The organism is Streptomyces sp. NBC_00459, assembly GCF_036013955.1.
In the GTDB taxonomy this organism is placed as follows: domain Bacteria; phylum Actinomycetota; class Actinomycetes; order Streptomycetales; family Streptomycetaceae; genus Streptomyces.
Genome location: NZ_CP107903.1, coordinates 9,544,552 through 9,567,088, shown reverse-complemented (window position 1 = coordinate 9,567,088; position 22,537 = coordinate 9,544,552). Strand labels below are relative to the sequence as shown.

24 protein-coding genes and 1 pseudogene are annotated in these 22,537 nt (G+C 70.0%); 13 read left to right on the top strand and 12 right to left on the bottom strand.

Annotated elements, in window-relative coordinates; genetic code table 11:
- Nucleotides 1-270 precede the first annotated feature (270 nt).
- Together OHN74_RS41870 and OHN74_RS41865 are read left to right on the top strand one after the other, a co-directional pair.
- The gene (locus OHN74_RS41870; RefSeq protein WP_327699794.1) at nucleotides 271-972 is read left to right on the top strand and encodes a glycoside hydrolase family 11 protein; all 702 of its coding nucleotides are present in this window, start codon (nucleotides 271-273) and stop codon (nucleotides 970-972) included.
- A 2-nt stretch (nucleotides 973-974) separates the two neighbouring features.
- Nucleotides 975-1,652: a polysaccharide deacetylase family protein gene (locus OHN74_RS41865; RefSeq protein ID WP_327699793.1), complete on the top strand. Its 678-nt coding sequence runs from the start codon at nucleotides 975-977 to the stop codon at nucleotides 1,650-1,652.
- A 194-nt stretch (nucleotides 1,653-1,846) separates the two neighbouring features.
- Here OHN74_RS41865 and OHN74_RS41860 read toward each other — a convergent pair whose 3' ends face one another.
- Together OHN74_RS41860 and OHN74_RS41855 are read right to left on the bottom strand one after the other, a co-directional pair.
- Entirely contained in the window at nucleotides 1,847-2,581 is a 735-nt protein-coding gene (locus tag OHN74_RS41860; protein ID WP_327699792.1) for a flavodoxin family protein, read from the bottom strand.
- Between the two features lie 222 nt (nucleotides 2,582-2,803).
- Nucleotides 2,804-3,967, bottom strand: coding sequence for a hypothetical protein (locus OHN74_RS41855; RefSeq protein ID WP_327699791.1), 1,164 nt, complete (start codon nucleotides 3,965-3,967; stop codon nucleotides 2,804-2,806).
- Nucleotides 3,968-4,882: 915 nt separating this feature from the next.
- Here OHN74_RS41855 and OHN74_RS41850 point away from each other — a divergent pair.
- From OHN74_RS41850 to OHN74_RS41820, 7 genes are all read left to right on the top strand, one after another.
- Entirely contained in the window at nucleotides 4,883-5,812 is a 930-nt protein-coding gene (locus OHN74_RS41850; RefSeq protein WP_327699790.1) for an ABC transporter ATP-binding protein, read from the top strand.
- On the top strand, nucleotides 5,812-6,642 hold the full coding sequence (locus OHN74_RS41845) for an ABC transporter permease (protein WP_327699789.1): 831 nt from the start codon (nucleotides 5,812-5,814) through the stop codon (nucleotides 6,640-6,642). Before OHN74_RS41850 ends, OHN74_RS41845 begins: the two co-directional genes overlap by 1 nt.
- A 28-nt stretch (nucleotides 6,643-6,670) precedes the next feature.
- Entirely contained in the window at nucleotides 6,671-8,041 is a 1,371-nt protein-coding gene (locus OHN74_RS41840; RefSeq protein ID WP_327699788.1) for a sensor histidine kinase, read from the top strand.
- Nucleotides 8,038-8,709, top strand: coding sequence for a response regulator transcription factor (locus OHN74_RS41835; protein WP_327699787.1), 672 nt, complete (start codon nucleotides 8,038-8,040; stop codon nucleotides 8,707-8,709). The genes OHN74_RS41840 and OHN74_RS41835 overlap by 4 nt, the downstream gene beginning before the upstream one ends.
- Nucleotides 8,710-9,048: 339 nt before the next feature.
- Nucleotides 9,049-9,504 (top strand): ATP-binding protein, encoded by a 456-nt coding sequence (locus OHN74_RS41830; RefSeq protein WP_327699786.1) that lies wholly within the window; start codon nucleotides 9,049-9,051, stop codon nucleotides 9,502-9,504.
- Between the two features lie 41 nt (nucleotides 9,505-9,545).
- A complete protein-coding gene (locus OHN74_RS41825; protein WP_327699785.1) occupies nucleotides 9,546-9,899 on the top strand; it encodes a VOC family protein in 354 nt (117 codons plus the stop codon).
- Nucleotides 9,900-10,306: 407 nt separating this feature from the next.
- The gene (locus tag OHN74_RS41820) at nucleotides 10,307-11,245 is read left to right on the top strand and encodes a L,D-transpeptidase (RefSeq protein WP_327700457.1); all 939 of its coding nucleotides are present in this window, start codon (nucleotides 10,307-10,309) and stop codon (nucleotides 11,243-11,245) included.
- A gap of 159 nt (nucleotides 11,246-11,404) precedes the next feature.
- Here the strand turns inward: OHN74_RS41820 and OHN74_RS41815 are convergent, their stop codons facing one another.
- From OHN74_RS41815 to OHN74_RS41800, 4 genes and pseudogenes are all read right to left on the bottom strand, one after another.
- Nucleotides 11,405-11,662 carry a hypothetical protein gene (locus OHN74_RS41815; protein WP_327700480.1) on the bottom strand — a complete coding sequence of 86 codons (258 nt, stop codon included), beginning with the start codon at nucleotides 11,660-11,662 and terminating at the stop codon, nucleotides 11,405-11,407.
- 218 nt (nucleotides 11,663-11,880) lie between these two features.
- A pseudogene (locus tag OHN74_RS41810) lies at nucleotides 11,881-12,141 on the bottom strand (LLM class flavin-dependent oxidoreductase); the annotation flags it as partial.
- Between the two features lie 101 nt (nucleotides 12,142-12,242).
- On the bottom strand, nucleotides 12,243-12,419 hold the full coding sequence (locus OHN74_RS41805) for a CsbD family protein (RefSeq protein ID WP_327700456.1): 177 nt from the start codon (nucleotides 12,417-12,419) through the stop codon (nucleotides 12,243-12,245).
- 146 nt (nucleotides 12,420-12,565) lie between these two features.
- On the bottom strand, nucleotides 12,566-13,462 hold the full coding sequence (locus OHN74_RS41800) for a LysR family transcriptional regulator (RefSeq protein WP_327699784.1): 897 nt from the start codon (nucleotides 13,460-13,462) through the stop codon (nucleotides 12,566-12,568).
- Nucleotides 13,463-13,556: 94 nt separating this feature from the next.
- On the opposite strand from OHN74_RS41800, the gene OHN74_RS41795 reads away from it, so the two are divergent.
- The 3 genes from OHN74_RS41795 to OHN74_RS41785 are packed head-to-tail and all read left to right on the top strand — an operon-like array spanning nucleotide 13,557 to nucleotide 16,029.
- Nucleotides 13,557-14,414, top strand: coding sequence for an alpha/beta fold hydrolase (locus tag OHN74_RS41795; protein ID WP_327699783.1), 858 nt, complete (start codon nucleotides 13,557-13,559; stop codon nucleotides 14,412-14,414).
- A complete protein-coding gene (locus OHN74_RS41790; protein WP_327699782.1) occupies nucleotides 14,411-15,253 on the top strand; it encodes an LLM class flavin-dependent oxidoreductase in 843 nt (280 codons plus the stop codon). Before OHN74_RS41795 ends, OHN74_RS41790 begins: the two co-directional genes overlap by 4 nt.
- A gap of 5 nt (nucleotides 15,254-15,258) precedes the next feature.
- Nucleotides 15,259-16,029: a class I SAM-dependent methyltransferase gene (locus OHN74_RS41785; protein WP_327700455.1), complete on the top strand. Its 771-nt coding sequence runs from the start codon at nucleotides 15,259-15,261 to the stop codon at nucleotides 16,027-16,029.
- Between the two features lie 69 nt (nucleotides 16,030-16,098).
- Here OHN74_RS41785 and OHN74_RS41780 read toward each other — a convergent pair whose 3' ends face one another.
- The 5 genes from OHN74_RS41780 to OHN74_RS41760 are packed head-to-tail and all read right to left on the bottom strand — an operon-like array spanning nucleotide 16,099 to nucleotide 19,898.
- Complete coding sequence (locus OHN74_RS41780) at nucleotides 16,099-16,917, bottom strand: alpha/beta fold hydrolase (RefSeq protein ID WP_327699781.1); 819 nt, start codon at nucleotides 16,915-16,917, stop codon at nucleotides 16,099-16,101.
- Nucleotides 16,914-18,122: an aminotransferase class I/II-fold pyridoxal phosphate-dependent enzyme gene (locus OHN74_RS41775; RefSeq protein WP_327699780.1), complete on the bottom strand. Its 1,209-nt coding sequence runs from the start codon at nucleotides 18,120-18,122 to the stop codon at nucleotides 16,914-16,916. Before OHN74_RS41775 ends, OHN74_RS41780 begins: the two co-directional genes overlap by 4 nt.
- On the bottom strand, nucleotides 18,119-18,733 hold the full coding sequence (locus tag OHN74_RS41770; protein WP_327699779.1) for an RraA family protein: 615 nt from the start codon (nucleotides 18,731-18,733) through the stop codon (nucleotides 18,119-18,121). The genes OHN74_RS41775 and OHN74_RS41770 overlap by 4 nt, the downstream gene beginning before the upstream one ends.
- A complete protein-coding gene (locus tag OHN74_RS41765; RefSeq protein WP_327699778.1) occupies nucleotides 18,730-19,401 on the bottom strand; it encodes an RraA family protein in 672 nt (223 codons plus the stop codon). The genes OHN74_RS41770 and OHN74_RS41765 overlap by 4 nt, the downstream gene beginning before the upstream one ends.
- A complete protein-coding gene (locus tag OHN74_RS41760) occupies nucleotides 19,398-19,898 on the bottom strand; it encodes an RraA family protein (protein ID WP_327699777.1) in 501 nt (166 codons plus the stop codon). The genes OHN74_RS41765 and OHN74_RS41760 overlap by 4 nt, the downstream gene beginning before the upstream one ends.
- Nucleotides 19,899-20,126: 228 nt before the next feature.
- Between OHN74_RS41760 and OHN74_RS41755 the strand changes: the two genes are divergently transcribed.
- Nucleotides 20,127-21,041, top strand: a complete 915-nt coding sequence (locus OHN74_RS41755; RefSeq protein WP_327699776.1) for a LysR substrate-binding domain-containing protein — start codon at nucleotides 20,127-20,129, stop codon at nucleotides 21,039-21,041.
- A gap of 20 nt (nucleotides 21,042-21,061) precedes the next feature.
- Here the strand turns inward: OHN74_RS41755 and OHN74_RS41750 are convergent, their stop codons facing one another.
- A complete protein-coding gene (locus tag OHN74_RS41750; protein WP_327700454.1) occupies nucleotides 21,062-22,300 on the bottom strand; it encodes a PP2C family protein-serine/threonine phosphatase in 1,239 nt (412 codons plus the stop codon).
- Nucleotides 22,301-22,537: the final 237 nt, after the last annotated feature.

Below are 22,537 nucleotides of genomic sequence, written 5' to 3'. Positions count from 1 at the left end.
ATCGATGAACGATTCGAAACATTCGAGAAAATGGGCCTGAAGCATTTGCTCCGAATTTTGGTGACACGCAAATTCGAGGCACCTCCATCCTCACGGATCGGAGAAATCATGCTACTGAACTGCAATTACAGCCCACTGGTCCCATCGTCGCTCATTTCGAATGTTTCGGAGAGAAAACCGAAACTCTTGACACCTGACGTGACCCGGCCAACACTGTCGCGTGTTCAGCAGCCCCCATCGATCCCATGAGGACGAGGAGGAAACACGCACATGAACAAAGCACCCGCACCCACACTCGCAGCCGTACCCGCATCCCGGCTCAGGCTTCTCATCAGCGGCATCTGCACCATGCTGCTGGTCGCCGTGGCCACTCTGGCCCTGCCCGGCACCGCTCAGGCCGCCACGGTCGTCACCACGAACCAGACCGGCACCAACAACGGCTACTACTACTCGTTCTGGACCGACGCACCAGGCACCGTCTCCATGACCCTGAACTCCGGCGGCAACTACAGCACTTCATGGAGCAACACCGGGAACTTCGTGGCCGGCAAGGGCTGGAGCAACGGCTCACGCAGGACCGTGACCTACTCGGGCAGCTTCAACCCGTCCGGGAACGCCTACCTGACGTTGTACGGCTGGACGTCCAACCCGCTGGTCGAGTACTACGTCGTCGACAACTGGGGCACCTACCGGCCCACCGGAACGTACAAGGGCACCGTCACCAGCGACGGCGGCACGTACGACATCTACCAGACCACCCGCTACAACGCCCCGTCCGTGGAAGGCACCCGCACCTTCAACCAGTACTGGAGTGTCCGGCAGTCGAAGCGGACCGGCGGCACCATCACCACCGGCAACCACTTCGACGCCTGGGCCCGCGCCGGGATGCCCCTGGGCGGGTTCAGCTACTACATGATCCTCGCGACCGAGGGTTACCGGAGCAGCGGCAACTCCAACATCACGGTGGGCTAGCCATGACTCTCAAGAAAGCAAGGCGTCTTCCCTTATTGGCCGCCGCCGCCCTGGCCGCCGCCACCGCCCTCGCCGGCCCCACCGCCGCACCGGCGCAGGCCGCCGCCTGCAACGGGTACGTCGGGCTCACCTTCGACGACGGCCCGTCCACCAATACGACGGCCCTGCTGAGCGCCCTCACGCGAAACGGGCTGCGGGCCACGATGTTCAACCAGGGCCAGTACGCCGCCGCCAACCCGGCCCTGGTCCGCGCACAGGTGAACGCCGGTATGTGGGTCGCCAACCACAGCTACACCCACCCGCATCTGACCCAGCTCGGCCAGTCACAGATCGAATCCGAGATCTCCCGGACCCAGCAGGCCATCGCCAACGCGGGCGGCGGCACCCCGGTGCTGTTCCGCCCGCCGTACGGTGAGACCAACGCGACGGTGAAAGCTGCCGCCGCCAAGTACGGTCTGACCCAGATCATCTGGGACGTCGACTCACAGGACTGGAACAACGCCAGTACCGACGCGATCGTGCAGGCCGCCGCCCGGCTCACCAACGGGCAGGTCATCCTCATGCACGACTGGTCCGCCAACACGCTCGCCGCGGTTCCACGCATCGCGCAGGGGCTGGCCGGCCGCGGCCTGTGCGCCGGGAAGATCTCCCCGGCGACCGGACGAGCCGTGGCTCCGTAGCCGACTCCTCCGAGCACCGCGCTACGTCGCATTACCGCACCGGTGGCGCGACGGCCCACAACCGTCGCGCCATCACCTGTACACCCTTCGTCTCGACGACCGCGCTCCAACCGCTGCGCTGTAGGCCTGCCGGGCCGGGCGGGATGCGAAGGCTTTCCTGCACGTCAGGCTCTCGTAAGGTCCGTTCCCCTCACTCAGCGGTGCTCGGGGTTGTCCGCACCTGGTCGGCAGCCGGCGTCCCACTCCGTGCGCTGGTTGCCGTGGGCGGGGACTCCTCCGGCGCGTTTGAGCAGGGCGGCCAGGTGCATCAGGTTCCAGGTCATGAAGCTGGTGTTGCGGTTGGTGAAGTCGTTCTCCGGGCCGCCGGAGCCGGGGTCCAGGTACGACGGACCAGGTCCCGCAGCGCCGATCCAGCCCGCGTCGGCCTGCGGTGGGATGGTGTAGCCGAGGTGCTGGAGGCTGTAGAGGACGTTCATGGCGCAGTGCTTCACACCATCCTCGTTGCCGGTGATCAGACACCCGCCGACCCGCCCGTAATAGGCGTACTGGCCTTGGGAGTTGAGGAGGCTGGAGCAGCTGTAGAGCCGCTCGATGACGTGTTTGGTGACGGAGCTGTTGTCGCCCAGCCAGATCGGTCCGGCCAGCACGAGGATGTCGGCGGTCATCACCTGCTCGTAGAGCGCGGGCCAGGCGTCCGTGGCGAAGCCGTGCTCGGTCATGTCCGGATGGACGCCGGGGGCGATGTCGTGGTCGACGGCACGGATCTCGTCCGTGGTCACCCCACGCGCCTCCATGATCGCCCGGCTCTTGTCGATGAGTCCCTGGGTGTGGCTGAGCTGTGGGGACGGCTTGAGCGTGCAGTTGATGAAGAGCGCACGCAAGTCGTCGAAACGGTAACTGCCCTCGGGTGGGGCGGACTGTGCTGGCACGGCGGGCTCCGGGAGGACGAGCGGACAGGACGGGGAGTCGGCGTCTCCACGCCGTCCCGGCGGCAGCGTCTCGCGGAATGCGCACGTTGTCCCAGTACGACGCACCGGTGCACCGGCGATTTGCCCCGACTCCGACGCTGTCGCTGTCGCTCGCCCGCCTCCCGCCCCGAGGACCTAAGGCTCCGAACCGGCACCCGGGCGGTCAAGGACCAGGCAGCGCTGCTACATCCGGGCGGGGTCCGGGACGGAAACCGTGGCATCGGCGGTCACCGTGCGTCTTACGGCCACCCGCAGCGTCACGGCAGCCGTGACTCCCGCCACCAGGCCCCAGGTCAGGGCGGCCGGGACGCCGCCGCCGAGGCTGGTGGACAGGTAGACCAGTCCCCAGCGCATACTCGCCCCGTCCGTCGCCATTCGCAGCACCTGGCTCGCCAGCAGCCCGAGAACGGTCGCGCAGACGGCACCGACCGCCATCGCCGGGACAGTGGCTCGGGTGAGCATCCCGGGCAACCGCCGCAGTGCCCACCACACCACCGCGAGCAGCAGCACGTCGGCGGCCCGGTACAGGAGCCAGTCACCGAGCGATGTGCCCGACGGAACAGCCCAGGCGCCGAGCAGCAGCCACTGGCGCAGCAGGTCGCCCGGTTCGGCGAGCAGCCCGCCGCCGGTGAACGCCGTCTGGAGAGTGGCGGCGACCGACTGGTACGAAAGGACCACCAGGGACAGTGCGATCACCGCGGTCCCGGCACTGGCGGCCAGACGGGCGGCACGCGCCGGGACGATCTCCTGCGGCAGCGGACCGGAGCCCTTCGCGGTGATACGTGCCGCGAACACCGTCACCGCCGCCACGACCAACGCGGTCACCACCAGAATCTGCCGCCCGGAAGAGATCACGCCCGCCAGCTGTGGCAGGAAGCGGTAACTGCCGTGCCCCTGCGAAGCGATCAGCCACGGCGCCGAGACGGTCACCGCCAGGGTCCCGGCCACCAGACCCCACGCCCATGTCGCGAGCAGCGCGGCGGGCATCCGGCCGTGCACCGGCGGCAGCCTGCGGACCAGGAGCAGCGCGCCGGGCACGAAGATGGCGAAGACCGCGGCGAACCGGATCTGGAGCGCGGTCGCGTACAGATCGAGGTAGTGGGCGCCGTCGGTACCGGCCGCCTCCCCGATTCCGCCGGACGCCCCGGTGCCGAACCGAACCGAGGCCGGGGGGTCGTACGACCAAGGAGTGAGCCACTGCTGGAGATCGGCCGCAGCCCGGCCACCGATCACGTCGGCGGTGCCCGGCAGATCGAGCGCCTGCGCACTTGCCCCCGCCCACCACAGGAGCGCGGTGAGCAGCACCCCTCCGATCAGTGCCGGTATCGCCGCACGCCCGTATGCCATGTGTGTCCCCCGTTTTGGTCGCGCGTCCTGCCAACCCTTGGTCGGGTGGAATCTACGGGGCACTGATCACATACGGATCACGGGCGTGGGCCTGCGCAGAACGCGAGCGCGGCCCGAGGTCCTCTTCATGTCCGACGGTCCGGGCGAGCCACCGCGGATGCCCCCGGCCTCAGCCACGTCTACTGGCTCCGTGAGTCACGTCCGTACCCGATCCACAGGAGCTGGGACAACAAGTCGGCCCGGCGCAGCAGCGGTTCGACCACTTCCAGCGTGACGTGTACGCGTTCCGCGGCGGGCTGGGGGCTCCCGCCTGATGCCACGCCGGACACGCGGGAGCCTCCTGTGAGGCCGTCTGAGCCGTCACGCCGTGCAGCCATCCCACTTGCCTCCTCGCCCTCGCAGAACGGACCCTCGGCTCTCACCCGCCGGCCATGTCTCGGAACAGAACTCGTGCCCTGTGGTTGCTGCCCTACTCCTGGGGCACCTGATGCCCGTATGGAAGACAGCTGATCCTTCCCGGAGGTTGCGCCGCTCCGCGAGGCAGCACTCGCCACCAGGCAGCGCCCTCCTCGGCAGACATCAGAAGGCAGTGGTCACGAGTGCGGCGTGGTCGGCGCCTTCTCGTCGGGCGGCGTTCCTGGAGAGAAGCCGGTCGGCATCGCGGCCCGGTAGCGGCGAGCGGGCATCGGAAGCACGGGCATTCTTCGGCCGCTCGGGCCGCCTTTCCATCACCCGGGCCACGACGGACTGCACCACAAGGATGAGGTGCAGGCGCTGCCCGACTGGTACCGCGGTACCAGTCGGCTGCCGAAGAGTCTCCTGTGGTCCCAGAGGGCCGCGCCGCAGCGCCCGTAACTTCGAACACAGATGCCGCGCTGCGTTCGCGGTCGCGTTCGAAGCGAGAAGGGCCCTCACATGATCGAAGCACGTGAACTCACGAAGCGGTACGGGGACAAGACGGTCGTCGACCACCTGAGCTTCATCGTCAAGCCGGGCGAGGTGACCGGCTTCCTGGGCCCCAACGGCGCGGGCAAGTCCACGACCATGCGGATGATCATCGGTTTGGACTCGCCCACCGCGGGCTCGGTCACCGTCAACGGCAAGTCCTACGCCAGGCACGCCGCACCGCTCCAGGAGATCGGCACCCTGCTGGAGGCCAAGTCCGTCCACCCGGGCCGTACCGCCTTCAACCATCTGATGGCGCTCGCGCACACCCACGGCATTTCCCGGCGCCGGGTGGACGAGGTCATCGAGCTGGCCGGGCTGACCAGCGTGGCCGGCAAGCGGGTGGGGGCCTTCTCGCTGGGCATGGGCCAGCGGCTCGGCATCGCCTCGGCCCTGCTCGGCGACCCGGCCATCGTGATGCTCGACGAACCGGTCAACGGCCTCGACCCGGAAGGTGTGCTGTGGGTGCGCAACCTGCTGCGCGGTCTGGCCGACGAGGGCCGCGCCGTGATGCTCTCCTCGCACCTGATGAGCGAGACCGCGCTGATCGCCGACCACCTGGTGATCATCGGACGGGGCCGGCTGCTCGCGGACACCACGGTCGACGACTTCACCCGTGAGGCCGGCGGCTCGGGCGTGAAGGTCGCCACCGCCGAAGCCGTGAGGCTGCGTTCGCTGCTGGCAGGCCCGCACGTCACGATCAGCTCCTCCTCCGCCGAGGAACTGGTGGTCAACGGACGGAACGCCCGCGAGATCGGGACGATCGCCGCTCAGCACGGGGTGACCCTCTACGAACTCACCCCGCAGGCAGTCTCTTTGGAGACCGCCTTCATGGAACTCACCCACGACGCGGTGGAGTACCAGAGCGCTCCCGCCGACACCGCGCGAAAGGCAGCCTGATGACCTCCGCCACGCTTGCCCCGGCTTCCTCCGGCACGACAGTCCAGAAGGTGACCGGTCTCCGGGTGCTGCGCTCGGAATGGGCCAAGTTCTGGTCGCTCCGGTCGAGTTGGATCACGCTGTCCGTCGGGGTGGTCCTGCTGATCGCTTTTGGCGCGATCGCGTCCGCCACCTACAGTCCGGACGCCGTCACGAATCAGGGGCCCGGCCCGAACTCCGGCGTCAGCGACGCGGTGAGTCTGGCTCTGACCGGTGTGACCTTCGCGTCGCTGGCCGTGGGTGTGCTCGGCGTACTGCTGTCCGCGGGCGAGTACAGCACGGGCATGATCCGCTCCACCCTCGCCGCGGTTCCGCGTCGGCTGCCCGTGGTGTGGGCGAAGAGCGCCGTGATCGGGCCGATCGCGCTGATCCTCACCACGATCGCCGCGCTGGCGGCGTTCCAGCTGGGCACACTGGGCCTGGACGGCGAGAAGATCGCGCTGTCCCTGAGTGACGACGGTGTGCTGCGCAGCCTGACCGGCGCCGGTGTCTACCTCGCTCTGGTCGCCGTGTTCGGCGTGGCGCTGGGGATGCTGCTGCGCTCCTCCGCCGGAGCCATCGCCGCCCTGGTCGGCATCCTTCTCATCCTCCCCGGCCTCGCCTCTCTGCTGCCCGACTCGCTGTACGACAACATCAACCCCTACTTCCCCAGCAACGCCGGCTCGGCCGTCTACGCCCTGCAGCAGTCCTCCGACTCCCTGTCACCCGGGGCAGGACTCGCGGTCTTCGCAGGCTGGGTGGCCCTGACTCTCGCCGGTGCGGCCTTCCGCCTGGTCCGGACCGACGCCTGAGCTGCGAAAACCAGCGACAATGAGGTCCATGAGTCCACAGCGCGCGGCAGCCGCCGCGCCGACCGCCCGGAGGACGCTCCCGCCGTCCTCCGGGCTGGACGACGCCTGGGCGCACCCGCTCCTGGGCCGTCTGCTGCGCGGGCAGAACCGCCACCGCGAACTGGACGTGCACCATCCGTGGCTGCTCGACACCGCGGTGGTACTGATCGTCGCCCTCATCAGCCTGCCCGACCTGCTCTCCCCCGACAGCAACGGCCCCTTCGGGGAGGCGAGCAGCCGCGCTCAGCTTCCGACCGCCGTCATGTCCGCGTTCGCCGTCGCGCTCGTCGTACCCCTGTGGTGGCGTCGCCGGGCCCCGACCGTCACCTTCTTCGTGATCCTGCTGGTGTCCATGGTCCAGTGGTCGGTGGGTGTCTGGCAGCAGGCCGGCATCAGCACCCTCGTCGCTCTGTACACCCTGGCTGTACGCGGTTCCCTGCGTGTGCTCGGCTGGGCCGTCGCGCTCACCTTCATCAGCCTCACCGTGGCGGTCTACCTCCTGAAGCAGGTCGAACACCCGCTCCTCGGCCTGTTCTTCCTGCTGGGAACGGCGACAGCGGCCGTCGCCATCGGCCTGACCCTGCGCATCCGCCGTATGTACCTGGCCGCGTTGGAGGACCGCGCCACCCGCCTGGAGATCGAGCGCGACCAACGCGTCCAGCTCACCGCCGCCGCCGAACGCGCCCGGGTCGCCCGCGAGATGCACGACATCGTCGGCCACAACCTCTCCGTCATGGTCAGCGTCGCCGACGGGGCCGCCACCCTCGCCGCCAACCGCAACGAGCAGTCCGCCGAGGCCCTGCGTATCCTCGGCGACACCGGGCGCCAGGCCATGGGCGAACTGCGCCGCGTGCTGGGCGTGCTGCGCCAGGAGCAGGAGCACGAACGGCTGCTGGGTCCGCAGCCGGGCATCCGTGACCTGGATCCCCTTCTGGCGCGGGTGCGTGCGGCGGGACTGAGCGTGACCTACCGGACCGAGGGTTCGCTCGACTCGCTCGGCGTCGGTGTGCAGCTCACCGTGTACCGCATCGTCCAGGAGGCGTTGACCAACACGCTCAAGCACGCCGGGCCGCGCTCCACCGCAGAGGTCGCCGTGGCCGCCTCAGCCGGCCGGCTGAGGATCCGGGTCACCGACACCGGAACACCGTCGGGGACCCCCGTACGCGAAAAGCCGCAGCCACAACCGCACACCGGCGTCGACCCCGGTCACGGCCTGGTCGGCATCCGGCAGCGGGCAGCCATGTACGGCGGTGACGTCACCGCCGGTCCCCGCGACACGGGGCCCGGCTGGCTGGTGGACGTCGTGCTCGACGTGCCCTCCGCGTCCGCCCTGCCCGTATCGGGAGAGCATCTGCCGTGACCACCGTGCTGATCGCCGACGACCAGCCCCTGCAGCGCATGGGGTTCCGCATGCTCCTGGAGGGCACTCCCGGCCTGACCCCGGTCGGCGAGGCCGAGCACGGGGCCGAGGCCGTCCGCCTGGCCGCGGAACTCCGCCCCGATGTCGTTCTCATGGACATCCGCATGCCCGGCATGGACGGTTTGGAGGCCACCCGTCGGATCATCGCCGCCGGGGGCCGTACCCGCATTCTCATCGTGACCACCTTCGACCTCGACGAGTACGCCTACGAAGGACTGCGGTCCGGCGCCAGCGGTTTCCTGCTCAAGGACGCCCGCCCCGAGGAACTCATCGCGGGCATCCACGCGGTGGCGACCGGCGACGCCGTCGTGGCCCCGAGCCTGACCCGGCGTCTCCTGGACGCCTACGCCCACCAGGTGCTGGCGCCGCACGGTGGCCCCCCGGCCGAGGACCCCCGGCTGCGGACGCTCAGCGACCGCGAACGAGAGGTCCTGGTCGCCATCGGCCAGGGCTGGACGAACACGGAGATCGCCGAACGGCTCGTCCTCACCGAGTCCACGGTGAAGAAGCACGTGGGTCGGGTCCTGGCCAAGATCGGGGCGCGTGACCGCATTCAGGCCGTGATCATGGCGTACGACGCCGGACTCGTCAGAGCCAAACCGAGGTAGGCGTAACGCTCCTTCGGGCGCGCACTTTGCCGGACACGGTCGCCTGAGCAGCAAGGCGAATTCCTATGGGGGTGTGGCGGTTCGCCATTCCTCGGTGGGCGATCCCGTGGACACGGTACTTGCTGTGGTGACCGTGCGTTTCACCCCGCTCACGCTGGAGAGCTGCACACGCCACGCGCCTCGACGCGCAGTACGCCCGCCGGTTCCCGCGCCGGAACCGGCGCGGCTCCGATCAATTCGCACCGGTGGACACCCCATGAACAAGACGCCAGCGGGTAGGCGAAATCAAGCGACAACAACAACCTGTGACGAAGAAAATCGATCCACGGGAAGAGTTCTATGATCATCCCGCGTAAAACCCGGGCATCGGATGAACAGAAGCCGACGGCCCTGCGATACAGCGCCGCCTGGGACACGACAGACGCCTCGATCGCGGACGCCAGAGCAGCGGTGCGCGCGCTCCTGGCCGATGCGGGCCACCGCCCTGAACACCGACCGAGCCAGGACGCCCAGCTCGTCGTCAGTGAGCTGGTCACCAATGCGCTGCGCCACGCACCTGGTCCGGGCGGCCTGGCGCTGGAGGTGACACCCGACGCCGCCCTGTTGCGCATCACCGTGCGTGACAGCTCCCCTCGTCGGCCCGAACTTCGCGCCTACGACGTCCGCCGTGTCGGCGGGCACGGCCTGCAGTTGGTCACCCGCCTGTGCGACCAGCTGCACACCATCGGCCTGGAGACCGGCAAGCAGGTCGTCGCCCATCTTCGGCTGCCCGGACAGCACCCCAGCCCGCGGTGAGGTCCGTGGCCACCCGATTGCCGTCCTGACAGGATGGCGGCATGGAACGTGTGCTTGGCATCGGTGGGTACTTCATGCGGGCGTCCGACCCGGCGGCCCTGAGCGCGTGGTATCGCGATTGTCTGGGCCTGGACGCGGATGAGAACGGCCTGTGGCATCAGGGAGCCGGGCCGACGGTGTTCGCGACATTCGAGTCCGAGACCGACTACTTCGGGTCCCGCGCCCAGCAGACCATGCTCAACTTCCGGGTCCGCGACCTGGACGCGATGCTCGCGCAGCTGCGCGCCGAGGGAGCGGACGTCGCCGAGGAGACGCAGGACATGGAGGGCGTCGGTCGATTCGGCTGGGTCACCGATCCTGAGGGCAATCGAATCGAACTGTGGCAGCCCGTCTGACCGCGTCGTCGCGCAGGGGCTGACGTGCGTGCGCGACAGCCCGGCCGCCCTGCTGACTCCGGGCGTTCGGGCAGCCGTCGCCGACGCCAGGGTCCGGAGCTGCAACGGACGCACGGGCCCCGTGGCCGGCGGGTCCGGGTCCGTCGCTCCTTCGCCGGCGTACTCCGACGCGTTGTCCAACCGGCCGGGCCACGCGCTCAGGCCGTGTGGTGACAGCCCTTCGGTCCTCGGCCGATCCCCGTGTGGAACCAAGGTTTGAGACACGCTTTACGCGGCACACGCAACTGCGGCCCGCGTTGTCTCTGTCTCACAGTGCGTCGGGCCCGGCAGGGCCGAAGAGCTAGAGAGCGGGGCAAGTCGTGCGACGGCGCAAGGGCAGCATAGGGATCGCACTCGTCACGGGCGTGATGCTGGTGGGAGCGAGTGCCTGCGGCGGGGGCGGCAGCGACAAGGCGAGCGGCAGCGACGCGAAGGCGTCGGGAAACCCGAAAGCGAGTTCCTCGCCGTCACCGACAAAGCCCGCGGGCCCGCCGATGCTGCTGGAGACGATCACCCCCCAGACGGGAACCACGGTGGGCGTGGCCATGCCGATCTCGGTGGTCTTCACGAACCCCGTGGCGGCCAAGGCACGGGCCACGGTCGAGAAGCACATGAAGGTGAGCGCCTCGCAGCCGGTGGCCGGCGCGTGGCACTGGTTCGGCGACCAGCGGGCCGACTGGCGCCCCAAGACGTACTGGCCCTCCGGCACGACAGTGAAGATCGATGCCGACATGAAGGGCGTCAGCAACGGCAACGGGCGTTACGGCGTCCACGGCTACACGCACACCTTCAAGATCGGTGACGACGTGCGCGCGGACGTCTCGGTGACCGGCCACACCATGAAGGTGACCCGCAACGGCACGCTGGTGCGCACCCTGTCGATCAACGCGGGCAGCGCCGAGTATCCGACGTGGAACGGCACGATGGCCGTCATCGACAAGCAGGAGAAGGTCCACATGACCTCCTGCAGCGTCGGTATCAGCTGCGACAAGGGCAGCCCCGACTACTACGACCTGACGCTGCCCTGGGACGTCCATCTGACCCAGTCCGGGACCTACGTGCACTACTCGACCGGCGACCCGAACCCGGGCAGCGGCAGCGCCCGCGGCTCGCACGGCTGCGTCCACCTGTCCATGTCGGATGCCAAGTGGTTCTACGGCCAGGTCAAGCAGGGCGATCCCGTCACCGTCACCGGCTCGCCCCGCGCCAAGGCCTCGGCCGACAACGGCTACGCGGACTTCAACCTGGGATGGGACCAGTGGCTCGCGGGCAGCGCCTCCGGAGAGGCGACGACCGCGACGCTGTGATGCGCGGCGGCGCGCTCACCACGGTCCTGACGCCCGGGTCGGGTACCGAGCGCGGGCCACACCCGGCCGGCACCCTCCGCGCCGACGCCGCGACGGTGGCCCGAGCCTGCTCGCGGGGCGAGGGCCCGAGCACCGACGATCGACACCCCGCCGGGGCTCTCAGCCCGCGGCAACCCTCTCCGGGTCGTCGGCCGAGGTACCGGCGCGCGGCCACCGGTAGCCGTAGGCGGGCAGTTCGACGCGGAGCAGACCGTCGTCGGACACCGTGAGACCGGCGTGGTCCTCGGCGCGGAGGTCTGTCGGCCTGCCGCCGGGTGCGGTCTCCGGAAGCCGCAGTCGTACGGTGAGGAGCCGGCCCGCGAAGTTGTGCAGGGCCAGGACCCTCCCGTCCGGGGTACAGGAGATGTGGGCGAGCACGGCACGCTCCCCCGTCTCCACCAGGCGGTACTCACCCCACGCCAGCTCGGGAGCCTCCGGGTAGCGCTCGGCGAACAGCTGGATGTCGACGCATTCCCGCAGGCGCGCGTTGCGCAGGTCCTTGCGCGGCCAGGGAGCACCCGTGATGTGCCCGTTGGAGGCCTCACCCTGCCGAGCGCCGCCCAGAACCTGCCCGGGTACATCGACGCGAGACCCGCGATCGCCTGGGCGACGATCGCGGGGTGGTAGCGCTGCCCCGGCGCGTTCACCACGCCGAACGGCATCCGGTCGGTGGCCTGGAGCGCGGCGCCGAGCCAGGAGCAGGCGAATCCCGACTCTCCTTGACGGACACTCCAGGGCGAGAAGTGGTCCGAACACATGGCGGCGGTGAATCCCGCCCGTTCGGCGTGCACCGAGGCGTCGAGCAGGTCCGCGGGCGGGATCTGCTCGTGCGAGGCGTGGAATCCGTAGACAGGCATGCCGCGTCGGACACCCCCGCGACTGATCCTCAGCAGCGACACCACAGCACTGATCCCGGCAGCCCGCGGGAGGCGGGCTGCCGGGATCAGGGGACGTGCGCCTACTTGGGCTTGATCGCGTCCTTGGCCTTCTCCTTGGCGGCACGCAGGTCCCCCTTGGACTCCTCGATCTTCCCCTCGGCCTTCAGGGACTCGTTGCCCACGGCACCGCCGACCACCTTCTTGACCTTGCCCTTGGCCTGCTCGGCCTTGGCCCGGCCCTTCTCGTCCTTGGCCACAGTCACTCACTCCCGTCCCGCTCGAAGGAACCTTCCTCCCCCCGTGTCGCCTGAGATTCCTCTCTCAAACGGGGAACCTGCCACAAGAATCCTTCGCGCCTCCGGGCTGCTCGTAGTCAGGGGGTACTCCCGTCGGCCGGTCCCGGTCACGTGCGCTTGGCGATCATGTCTGCGACGTCCACGGCGATCTCGATCGCTCGTGCCGCGAGTGGGGAGTGAGTGCGATGCGCCTGCCACAACAGGAAGATCTCTCGTGGCGGGAGTCCGGGATTGAGCTCGTGGACGCACAGTGACTCATCGGAGGCGATGTCGGCGCCGTGGAGGGCGAGTCGCGGCAGGATCGCCGAACCCATTCCGGCGCGCACCATCGACAGCACGGTTTCGTTGCCCGCGGTGCGGCACACGATGTGCGGGCGAACGCCGCGGCGGGCGAGCGCCTGCTCCATCCGGGCCTGGTCGCAGATCGGCGGGTGCGCGACCATGGGGACACCGTCGAGTCGGGCCAGGCGCACCGGCCCGTCGGGGAAGGTGCCGCGGCGGGCCACCAACAGGTAGGGATCGTCGAGGAGTTTGCGGTGTTCGACGTCGCCGTCGACGCGGCCGTCGAAGAACATGAGGTCGAGCTCCTGGACCTGCGGCTGGTCGGTCTCCTCCTCGAACAGCCTGATGTCGCAGTCGGGGTGCTCGTCCCGCAGCCCGCGCACGACCAACGGCAGGATCACATTGGACACGCTCTGGAAAGTGCCGATGTCGACCCTGCCGTCGCCGGCCTTGAACCGGTCGACGGCCACTGCCAACGCCTGGGCCTTCGCGAGCAGCTCTCGCCCGTGGGCCAGCACCACCGTGCCGAGCGGGGTGATCCGCACCGGTTTCGGCCCGCCCGGCCGGTCGAACACGACACCGCCTACGGCTTTCTCCAAGGCCGCGATCTGCTGGCTCACCGTCGACTGGGTGTACCCGAGCCGCACGGCCGCCCGCCCGAACGAGCCCTCGTCGGCCACGGCGGCCATCGTGGTGAGGTGCCGCAGTTCAACATCGGACATGAGCCCACCATAGCCATTAACATCGCCAGACGCGATTGACTTGATCGGAAACTATCGCTTTTTTCGATGAACTGTCAGGTCTAGCGTGGCGCTCATGACCAATCACCTTTCGCACGGAGAGCACCTCGTCGAGATCAACGATGTCGAGCTGTGCTTCGAGACCTTCGGAAACCCCGCGCACCCGGCGATCCTGCTCATCGACGGTGCGACCGCCTCGATGCTGTGGTGGGAAGCCGAGCTGTGCGAACAGATCGCGCGCGGCGACCGGTTCGTGATCCGCTACGACAACCGGGACACCGGCAGATCCACCAACTACCCGCCGGGACGGCCGGGCTACGCGTTCACCGACCTGGCCGGGGACGCGCTGGGCATCCTGGACGCCCTGGACGTCGAGCGCGCACACATCGTCTGCCGGTCCATGGCAGGCGGAATCGGGCTCATCATCGGAGTGGACCACCCAGACCGGGTGGAGTCACTGACGTTCGTCTCCACCTCCACGGGCGAGGACGGACTCCCGCCGTCGTCGCCCGAGCTCGCCAGCTGCCTCCCCGCCGACCCGGACCCCGCCGATTCCGGGGCGGTGGTGGACTTCGTCGTCGCATCGGCAAAAGCGTGCTCGGGCGGCTCGCCCTACTTCGACGAGACCGCCGTGCGCGCGCTGGTCGAGCGGGACGTGGCCCGCACGCGCGACATCGCGTCCACCCTCGTCAACCACTACGCGATGACCTTCGACGGGTCGTCCCGCGACTTCGCCGCCATCAAGGCACCGACCCTGGTGGTGCACGGCGACCACGACCCGTTTCTCCCACTCCCCCACGGACATGCGCTGCGCGACGCGATTCCCGGCTCGACGCTGCTGGTCCTCGAAGGCGCCGGGCACGACCTGCCGAAGCCGCTGTGGGACGCGTTCGTCCCGGCTCTGCTCCGGCACACCCGAGGCGGCCGTCCATGACCCGGTTGCGGTCGGCGCTCTGGCTGCCGCTCTTCGACGAACTCGCCGATCCGACAGCGGTCGCACGTCTGGCCGCGGAGGCGGAAGAGGCAGGCTGGCACGGCGTGTTCGTATGGGACCATCTGCGCTGGCGGGCGCCCGTCCAGCAGGTCGCCGACCCGTGGATCACCCTGGCCGCGATCGCCACGGCCACCGAATGTCTCCGGTTCGGCCCCATGGTCACACCCCTCGCCCGGCGCCGGCCGGCCAAGGTCGCCAGGGAGACCGCGACGCTGGACCGGCTCGGCGGCGGACGCCTCACGCTCGGCGTCGGTCTCGGCAGCGATCGCTTCGCCTGCGAGCTGTCCGCGACCGGCGAGGAACTCGACGACCGGCAGCGGGGCCGCCTGCTCGACGAATCACTGGAGATTCTCACCGCGGCGTGGTCCGGCAGGCCGGTGCACCACCACAGCCGCCACTACACCGTCGACGGCATCTCCTTCCTTCCGAGGCCCGTGCAGCGACCCGGCGTGCCGGTGTGGGTGGCAGGACTTCCCGGTAACGTGAGACCACTGCGCCGCGCCGCCCGGCACGAGGGTTTCGTCCCGGTCAATCTCGAACACCCGGACCAGCTCACCGACATCGTCACCACCGTCACCGAACTGCGTCGGCCTGACACGACCCCGTACGACATCGCGGTCCCCCTCCCGCCCGGCGCCGATCCGGCACCGTACGCCAAGGCGGGCGCCACGTGGTGGCTCGCGGAGTTCGCGCCGGAAACGGTGACGCTGGATCAGGTGCGAGGCGTACTCCGCGACGGCCCGGCAGACATCGGTATCGACATGGAGAGGACCCGGTGACGGTGATGTCCGACCTTTTCGACTACGACGCGGAACTGCGCCTGCACAACGAACACCTTCGCGCCGCTGCCCGCGTCGGCTCTCACGACCGTGTGCTCGACATCGGCTGCGGCACAGGCCGGTCCACGCGCGAGGCCGCCCGCGCCGCCGTCACCGGAAGCGCGGTAGGCGTCGACCTCTCCGCGCCCATGCTCGAACGGGCACGTCGGCTCAGCGACGAACAGGGACTGACCAACATCACCTACGAGCAGGCGGACGCCCAGGTCCACCCCTTCCCACCGGCTCACTTCGACCTCTGCATCAGCAGGTTCGGGACGATGTTCTTCGCCGATCCGGTCGCCGCGTTCACGAATATCGGGCGCGCTCTGCGCCCCGCGGCGCGCCTGGTGCTGCTGGTCTGGCAAGAGCGCGACCGCAATGAGTGGGCCACCGCGATCCGCCGGACCCTCACCGCCGCACCAGCCGCACCCCACGGTCCGGACGCGTTCTCACTCGCCGACCCGACCGTCACGGAAGGCATCCTGACAGCGGCCGGCTTCACGGACGTCGGCTTCACCGACGTGCACGAGCCCGTCTACTACGGCCCGGACAGCGCCACGGCCTTCGATGCCGTGCTTCGCCTATGGGAGTTCAAGGACCTTCTCGCCACCTTCGACGCCACGGCAGCCGAGCAGGCACGCACACGGCTGCGCGCCAGCCTCGACGCCCACAACACCGTCGGAGGCGTGTACTTCGACTCGCGTGCCTGGATCGTCACAGCTCGCCGCGGTCACTGACCATGTGCGCGTGCCCCATCCGCGACCGCGGTGGCAGGGCCCTTACACGCAACTCGGGGAAGCGGGTGTTCAGGAGCCGTCGGCCTGTGTGACGAGGCCGGCGATGCGGGCCCACATCTGCGGCGGGTTGGAGTACATCGGGAAGTGGGCGCAGTGGCTGATCTCCGCGAGGTCCACGCCGCCTTCGGCGAGGGCCGGGAGGTAGGACAGGGTGTTGTTCTGCTCTCCGTACATGAACGTCTTCGGTACCGGGAGCCCGAGGAACCGGTCGAGCAGCTTGCCGTGTTCGGAGAGGTCGACCATGGACTCGAAGATCGCCCTGACCGCTCCGGCCCGGACCTTGTGCGGAAGGCTCGACGCGTACAGGGCGCCGCCGTGGAAGCGGGAGCCGCCGACGCGTTCGGCGAACCGGGCCAGGAACGCGTCGGGGTCGTCGTCGGCGTGGGTGAAGATCTGGCGGCTGAGGAAGCAGTCCTCGGGGGCGAGATTGCCCTCGATGTCGGTGAAGCTCGCGACTCTGCCGGGGTCGCCGTCGGCGAGCAGGAGTGCGGTCAGGCCTCCCATCGAGTGCCCGATGACGTGGAACCTGTCGATCTGCCTGGCCCTCAGGACCTGTTCGGCGACGGTGACGAGGAAGGGGACGGAGACGGCGCCGAGGTCGGAGCAGGTGCTGGCGCCGCAGCCCGGTGCGTCGTAGGCCAGTACGGGGCGGTCGGCGAGTTGTTCCTGATGGACGACGTCCGCGTAGTCCTCCTTCGTCGAGCCGAAGCCGTGGAGGAAGACCAACGGGGTGCCGGTGCCCCCGCGGTGGAGGCCGGACACGTCGACGCGGGTGCCGCCGACGGTGAGCGGGAGCGTGAACGCTTCGAGCTTGTTGACGTGGCTCATCGGGCCTCCTCCGGGGTCGGTGCGTCGGCCTCGTGCGCCGCATCGGCGGGGGCGCATCCGAGGGAGGTCTTCAGACGGTCGATGGCGCTGAGCAGTGTGTGGTCGTCGACGGCGAAGCACAGGCGGATGCGTCCGGGGGCTTGGAATGCCTCGCCGGGTACGACCGCGAGATGGGCGGTGTCGAGGAGCCACGCGGCGAGGTCGGCGCTGCTCGTCCAGCCGCGGTCGCGGAGCAGCCCGCTGACATCGGGGAAGGCGAACATGCCGCCGTCGGGCAGCGGGCAGGAGATGCCGTCGATCCCGTTCAGCGCCTCCACCAGCAGCGCGCGCCGGCGGCGGTAGTCATGTGCGGCCCCGGCGGGGGTGCCGGTGTCGCCCAGAGCGGCAAGGGCGGCCCGCTGGCTGACCGTCGGGACGTGGGTGATGGTGCGGGACACGTGCAGCCGCGCGGAGGCGATGATCTCCGGCGGTGCCGCGAGCCAGCCGATGCGCCAGCCGGTCATGGCGTGCTCCTTGGACACTCCGCCCACCACGACCGTACGGCCGCGCAGTTGCGGGGCCACTCGCAGGATCGACCGGTAGGTCCCGGTGTAGTCGAACGCCCGGTAGATGTCGTCGCTGACGACCCGGACGCCGTGCCGCTCGGCCCAGTCGGCGATCTGGCGGAGCCGGGACTCGGGATGGACGGCGCCGGTGGGGTTGCCGGGGCTGGAGAGGATCACCGCCCGGGTGCGCGGGGTTCGGCAGCGGTCGAGGGCCTCGGCCGAAAGACGGAACTCCTCGTCGGTGGCGACCGGGACGGCACGGCCACCGGCGGCGGTGACGACTTCCGCGTGCCCGGGCCAGCCGGGCGCGGCGACCAGGACCTCGTCGCCTCCGTCGTCGATCAGGGCCTGGACGGCGAGGAAGAGGGCGTGTTTCGCGCCGAGGGTGATCTGGACGTCGTCCACGCTCCAGGGGAGCAGGGTGTCGGCGGCGACGGCGGTGGCGACGAGCGCACGCAGGGCGGGGTCGCCCTGGGCCGTCCCGTAGTGGTGGGTGGCAGGGTCGCGGACCGCGTCGACGGCGGCCTCCACGACCACGGCGCTGGTGGCCGCCTGGGGCTCTCCGGCGGCGAGGGTGATGACATCGGCGCCCTGTGCCCGTAGCGCCTGCGCCCTGGCGGCCACGGCGAAGATCGGATTGTCCGGCATCGGTGTCGTCACCGCCCGGCGGTCTCGAAGTTGTCGTACAGGTCGAGGGTGCTGCGGCCTGCCCGCAGTTGCCTCATGAGTTCGTTCTCGTGGGCCACGCGTGCGTCGGCGCGGTCGAGGATCCGTTCGGTGTCGGAGGCGGGAAGGGCCACGACTCCGTCGACGTCCCCGACGACGAGATCGCCGGTGCGGATGATGAGGCCGCCGACGCCGACGGGGCGTCCGAACACGCCGGGGAAGTCCTTGCGGGTGCCGAGGATGGCGTTGTTGCGGGAGAAGACGGGGAAACCGAGCGCCTCGGTCTCGGCCGCGTCCCGTACACCTCCGTCGATGAGGAGGCCGGCGATCCCCCGGCGCTGGGCGGCCACGGTGAGGATCTCGCCCCAATGGCCGAAGCGGGCGCCGCCCAGGTCGGCGACCAGGACAGAGCCCGCCGGGGCCTGGAGTACGGCGTGGTGCAGGGCGAGGTTGTCGCCGCCGGCTCCCTGCACGGTGAACGCCGGCCCGCACAGACGGGCACCGGCCCACAGCGACCGGATCTCCGGGGCCAGCGCCACGGAGAGTCCGGACGCCTCGGACAGAGTCGCGCTGGAGTGGCCGCGGGCGAGGTCGTACGTACTCATGAGGGGTCCTTCCGGGTCTGGAGCGAGTGGTAGCCGTGCTGGGCGCGAGCCTCGGCGAGCGTGGCGCCGGCGCGGACGGCGTCGACGATGGCGTCCTCGACGCGGTCGATACGGCGGGCGAGGGCGGCCACCTCTCCCCAGTGGGAGGCCGGTACGACCACGGCGCCGTCGTCGTCGGCGACGAGGATGTCGCCGGGGTGGACGAGGACGCCGTCGATGGTGACGGGCTTCTGGACCGCGGCCACACGGACACGGTCCTTGCCGGTCCGCATGAAACGGGAGACCGACCAGATCGGGTATCCGACGGCGGTCGCGACGGCCACGTCACGACAGGTCCCGTTGATGACCGTGCCGGCGACGCCCCGGTCGTGGGCCGTCCCGCTCATGATGCCGCCCCACACCGTGCAGTCCGTGCGACCGGCGTTGTCGATGAGGATCACCGCGCCGACGGGGACGTCGTCGAGGAAGTCGCCCACCGTGCCGCCGGTGTCGTCGACCGGTTCGTAGGTGACGGTGAAGACCGGTCCGACGGTCCGCTGGCCCTGCCGCAGCGCGCCGATGCCGTGGAGGGAACCGGGGAGCCCGAGCGAGTCGAGGGCGTCGGAGACCGACGCGGTGGAGGGGGCGGCGGCGAGGTTCGCGGTGGCGGTGGCCGTGGGGTCACTCATCGGACCGACTCCTTCTCTCCTGCGAGGCGGGCGTCGTGCATGGCCCGGGAGAGGGGCGCGCCCGCGCGCACCTCGTCCGCGATGGCGTGCTCCCGGGCGACGATCGTTGCGGCGATCTCCGCCACTTCCTCGGCACGGTCACGCGGTACGACGACGAGACCGGTCTCGTCGGCCACGACGACATCGCCCTGCGCGACCCTGAGCCCGGCTACGGTGACGGGCTCGCCGGTGGAGCGCTGCTGGAGCCTGCCCCGGGCCGTGGCGGGGACGGCCCCGCGCGAGAAGACCGGGAAGGCCAGCTCACGCGCCTCCGCGACATCGCGGCACACCCCGTCGGCGACGACGCCGCGTACCCCGCGCCGGGCCGCGCCCAGGCTCAGGATGCCGCCCCAGCAGGACACGTCGGTACGGCCCTGGTTGTCGACGACGATCACGCTCCGGTCGTCCGCGCCCTCGACGGCCGTGGTGGCGATGTGGGCTCCGGCAGGGCCGTCCACGTGGTTCGAGCCCGACGGTGACGGCGAACCCGACGACGGCCGCCGGGCCCCACACGGGACGGAGGCCGCCGACCCCGGAGGGAAGCCCGAGCTGGTCGAGCGCGTCGCTGACGGCGGCCGAGTCGAGTGCCGCGTAGCGGTCCAACAGAGATGTGTTGCTCATGGACTCCACTTCAACACCCACCAGATATATTGAGAAGGTCTGATTTACTCTCCCAGTAAGAGGCTGTGCGAATCGTGGTCGAGATCCGGCAGGCCCGATATTTCGTGGCGGTCGCGGAGGAACTGCACTTCGGCCGTGCGGCCGAGCGACTGCAGATGTCCCAGCCACCGCTCTCCCAGGCAATCAAGCAGCTCGAACAGCAGCTCGGCTGCGAACTGCTGCACCGCACCCAGCGGTCGGCCGCCCTCAGCCCCGCCGGGACCGTATTCCTGGACCACTGCCGCGCACTGGTCCGACAGGCCGAGGAGGCGGAGATCGCCGCCCGGCACGCGGCCACCGGCCGGGGTGGACGCCTGCGCCTGGGTGCGGTCGCCTCGGCGTTCTCCTGGCCGTTGCCCCTTGTGCTGAAGCGGTTCCACGAGGAGCTCCCGGACGTCGAGATCCGCACCCAGGAGATCGACACCCACGAGGCAGGGCCGGGCCTCCTCGACCGCTCGCTCGACTGGGCGATCGTGCGCCAGACGGCCCCGGTACGCGGCACCACGGCGACCTCGCTCTACGCCGACCGGTTCGTCGCGGCCCTGCCGGCCCGTCACCGTGCCGCCGGTGCCGCCGGCCCCCTCGACCTGGCCGACCTCGCCGCCGACCCCTGGGTCTGGCTGCACCGGCGCATCTCACCCGACTACCACGACGCCATGGCGACCATGTGCCGGGCCGCCGGCTTCAGCCCCGTCCCCGCCCACTGGGCGCGGTCGGTCACCTCTCAGATCGCCATGGTCGAGTGCGGCCTCGGCGTCACCGTCGTACCCGCCGCGGCCTCCGCGTCCCACCCGGCCGTACGGTTCCGGCCGCTCCGCCACACGACGGCGACCATCGAGCTCACCGCCATGACCCGCTCCACCCCCGGCGCCCTGGCCGAACGCCTCACCGCCATCGCGACGCGACTGACCACAGCGCAGGCACCGCCGCCGCACGACTGATCCCGGAGGCGCGCCCCGAGTCATCGCCCGGGAGTGGTCCGTCCCGTTCTTGACGCTCGTGAGGCATCGGTGAGGTCGGCTCCGGTGGCGGCGTCACGATGGGAGTTGCCGGTGCCGTGCCAGTCCAGGCACATGACGGTCGCGTCGTCCTGCAGGTGGCCGTCGTTGGCGTCGACGATCGCCGCGATGAGGTTGCGGGCGGCCTCGCGTGGATGCAGCGCGCGGGTGCGCACGATCAGGTCGGACAGATCGAGGCGGCCCGCGTTGCGCTCCAGCATGCCGTCGGTCAGCATCACCAGCCGGTCGCCGGGCCGCAGATCCAGCGACTGCACCCGGTAGGTGTGAGGGACGGGGAAGCCGAACGGTGTGTCGATCTTCGGGGTCATTTCCCGCACCTCTCCGTCCCGCATCCGCAGCGGCCAGGGGTGCCCGGCGTTGATGAACTCGGTCTTGCCGTCGATCAGACTGATGCGCAGGAGTTGGCCGGTGACGTAGCCCTGGCGGCCGTACTCGCGCATGGCCTGGTCGGCCTGGTGGGCCTGTTCGGCGAGGTCGGCACCGGCTCGCCGGGCCCGCCGCAGGGCACCGACCAGGAGGGTGGCCAGCAGTGCGGCGTCGACGTCGTGCCCCATGGCGTCGGTGACGGAGAGCTGGACGCTGTCCCGGTCGACCACGTAGTCGAAGGTGTCGCCTCCGACGTGGTCGGCCGGCTCCAGCGCCCCGGCGACCGCGAACTGCGCGGCCTCGCACGCCAGCGACGCGGGGAGCAGCCTGTGCTGGATCTCGGCGGCCAGGCTCAGCGGGGTGGTGCGGCGGCCCCACTGGTAGACGTCGGTGTACGAGCGGTTCGCGATGACGATGTACGCCAGCGCGTGCGCCGTCTCGCCGATCTCCCGCATCACCTCCGCGTCCGGCGTCACGGGCAGGAACAGTTCGAGGAGCCCGATGGCGTCCCCGCGGTTGGTCACCGGGGCGACGATCCGCACGAGGGCGCCCTCGCCCTTGTCCTCCAGGCTCGGCCGCTGGGTGCGGATCACGTCGTCGTAAAGGGTGCCCCGCAGCACGATCCGCCGGGCGGGTTCATCGGTGTCGACACTGCCCGCCGTCCCCAGCCGTACGACCGAGGTGCCGGTGAAGTCGGTGATGAGGAACGACACCGACATGGCCCCGAGTTGCTCCTTGAGCATGCGCGCGACCACGTCGAGCGACTCCACCGGCGCCGCGGCCTCGGCCGCCTCCAACGTCCCCGCCAGAGTCATCGCCCTGCCCGGGCCCCTCTCGCCCACGGGAAGACGAGTGGCCTGTCCGCCGTCCGGCCCTCCTTCGGTCACAGCGACTCCCTCAATTGCTCGATGACGCTCAGGACTCCGCCCCGGAAGCGCGAGAAAGAGCTGTGCCGGGTTCGGTGCCGGACAGGTCACATTGCATCACGGGGCCCGGGTCCCGCTCCGCTGGTCGGCCTCTCCCGGACCATGTGCGGCCAAGACCCTCTTCAG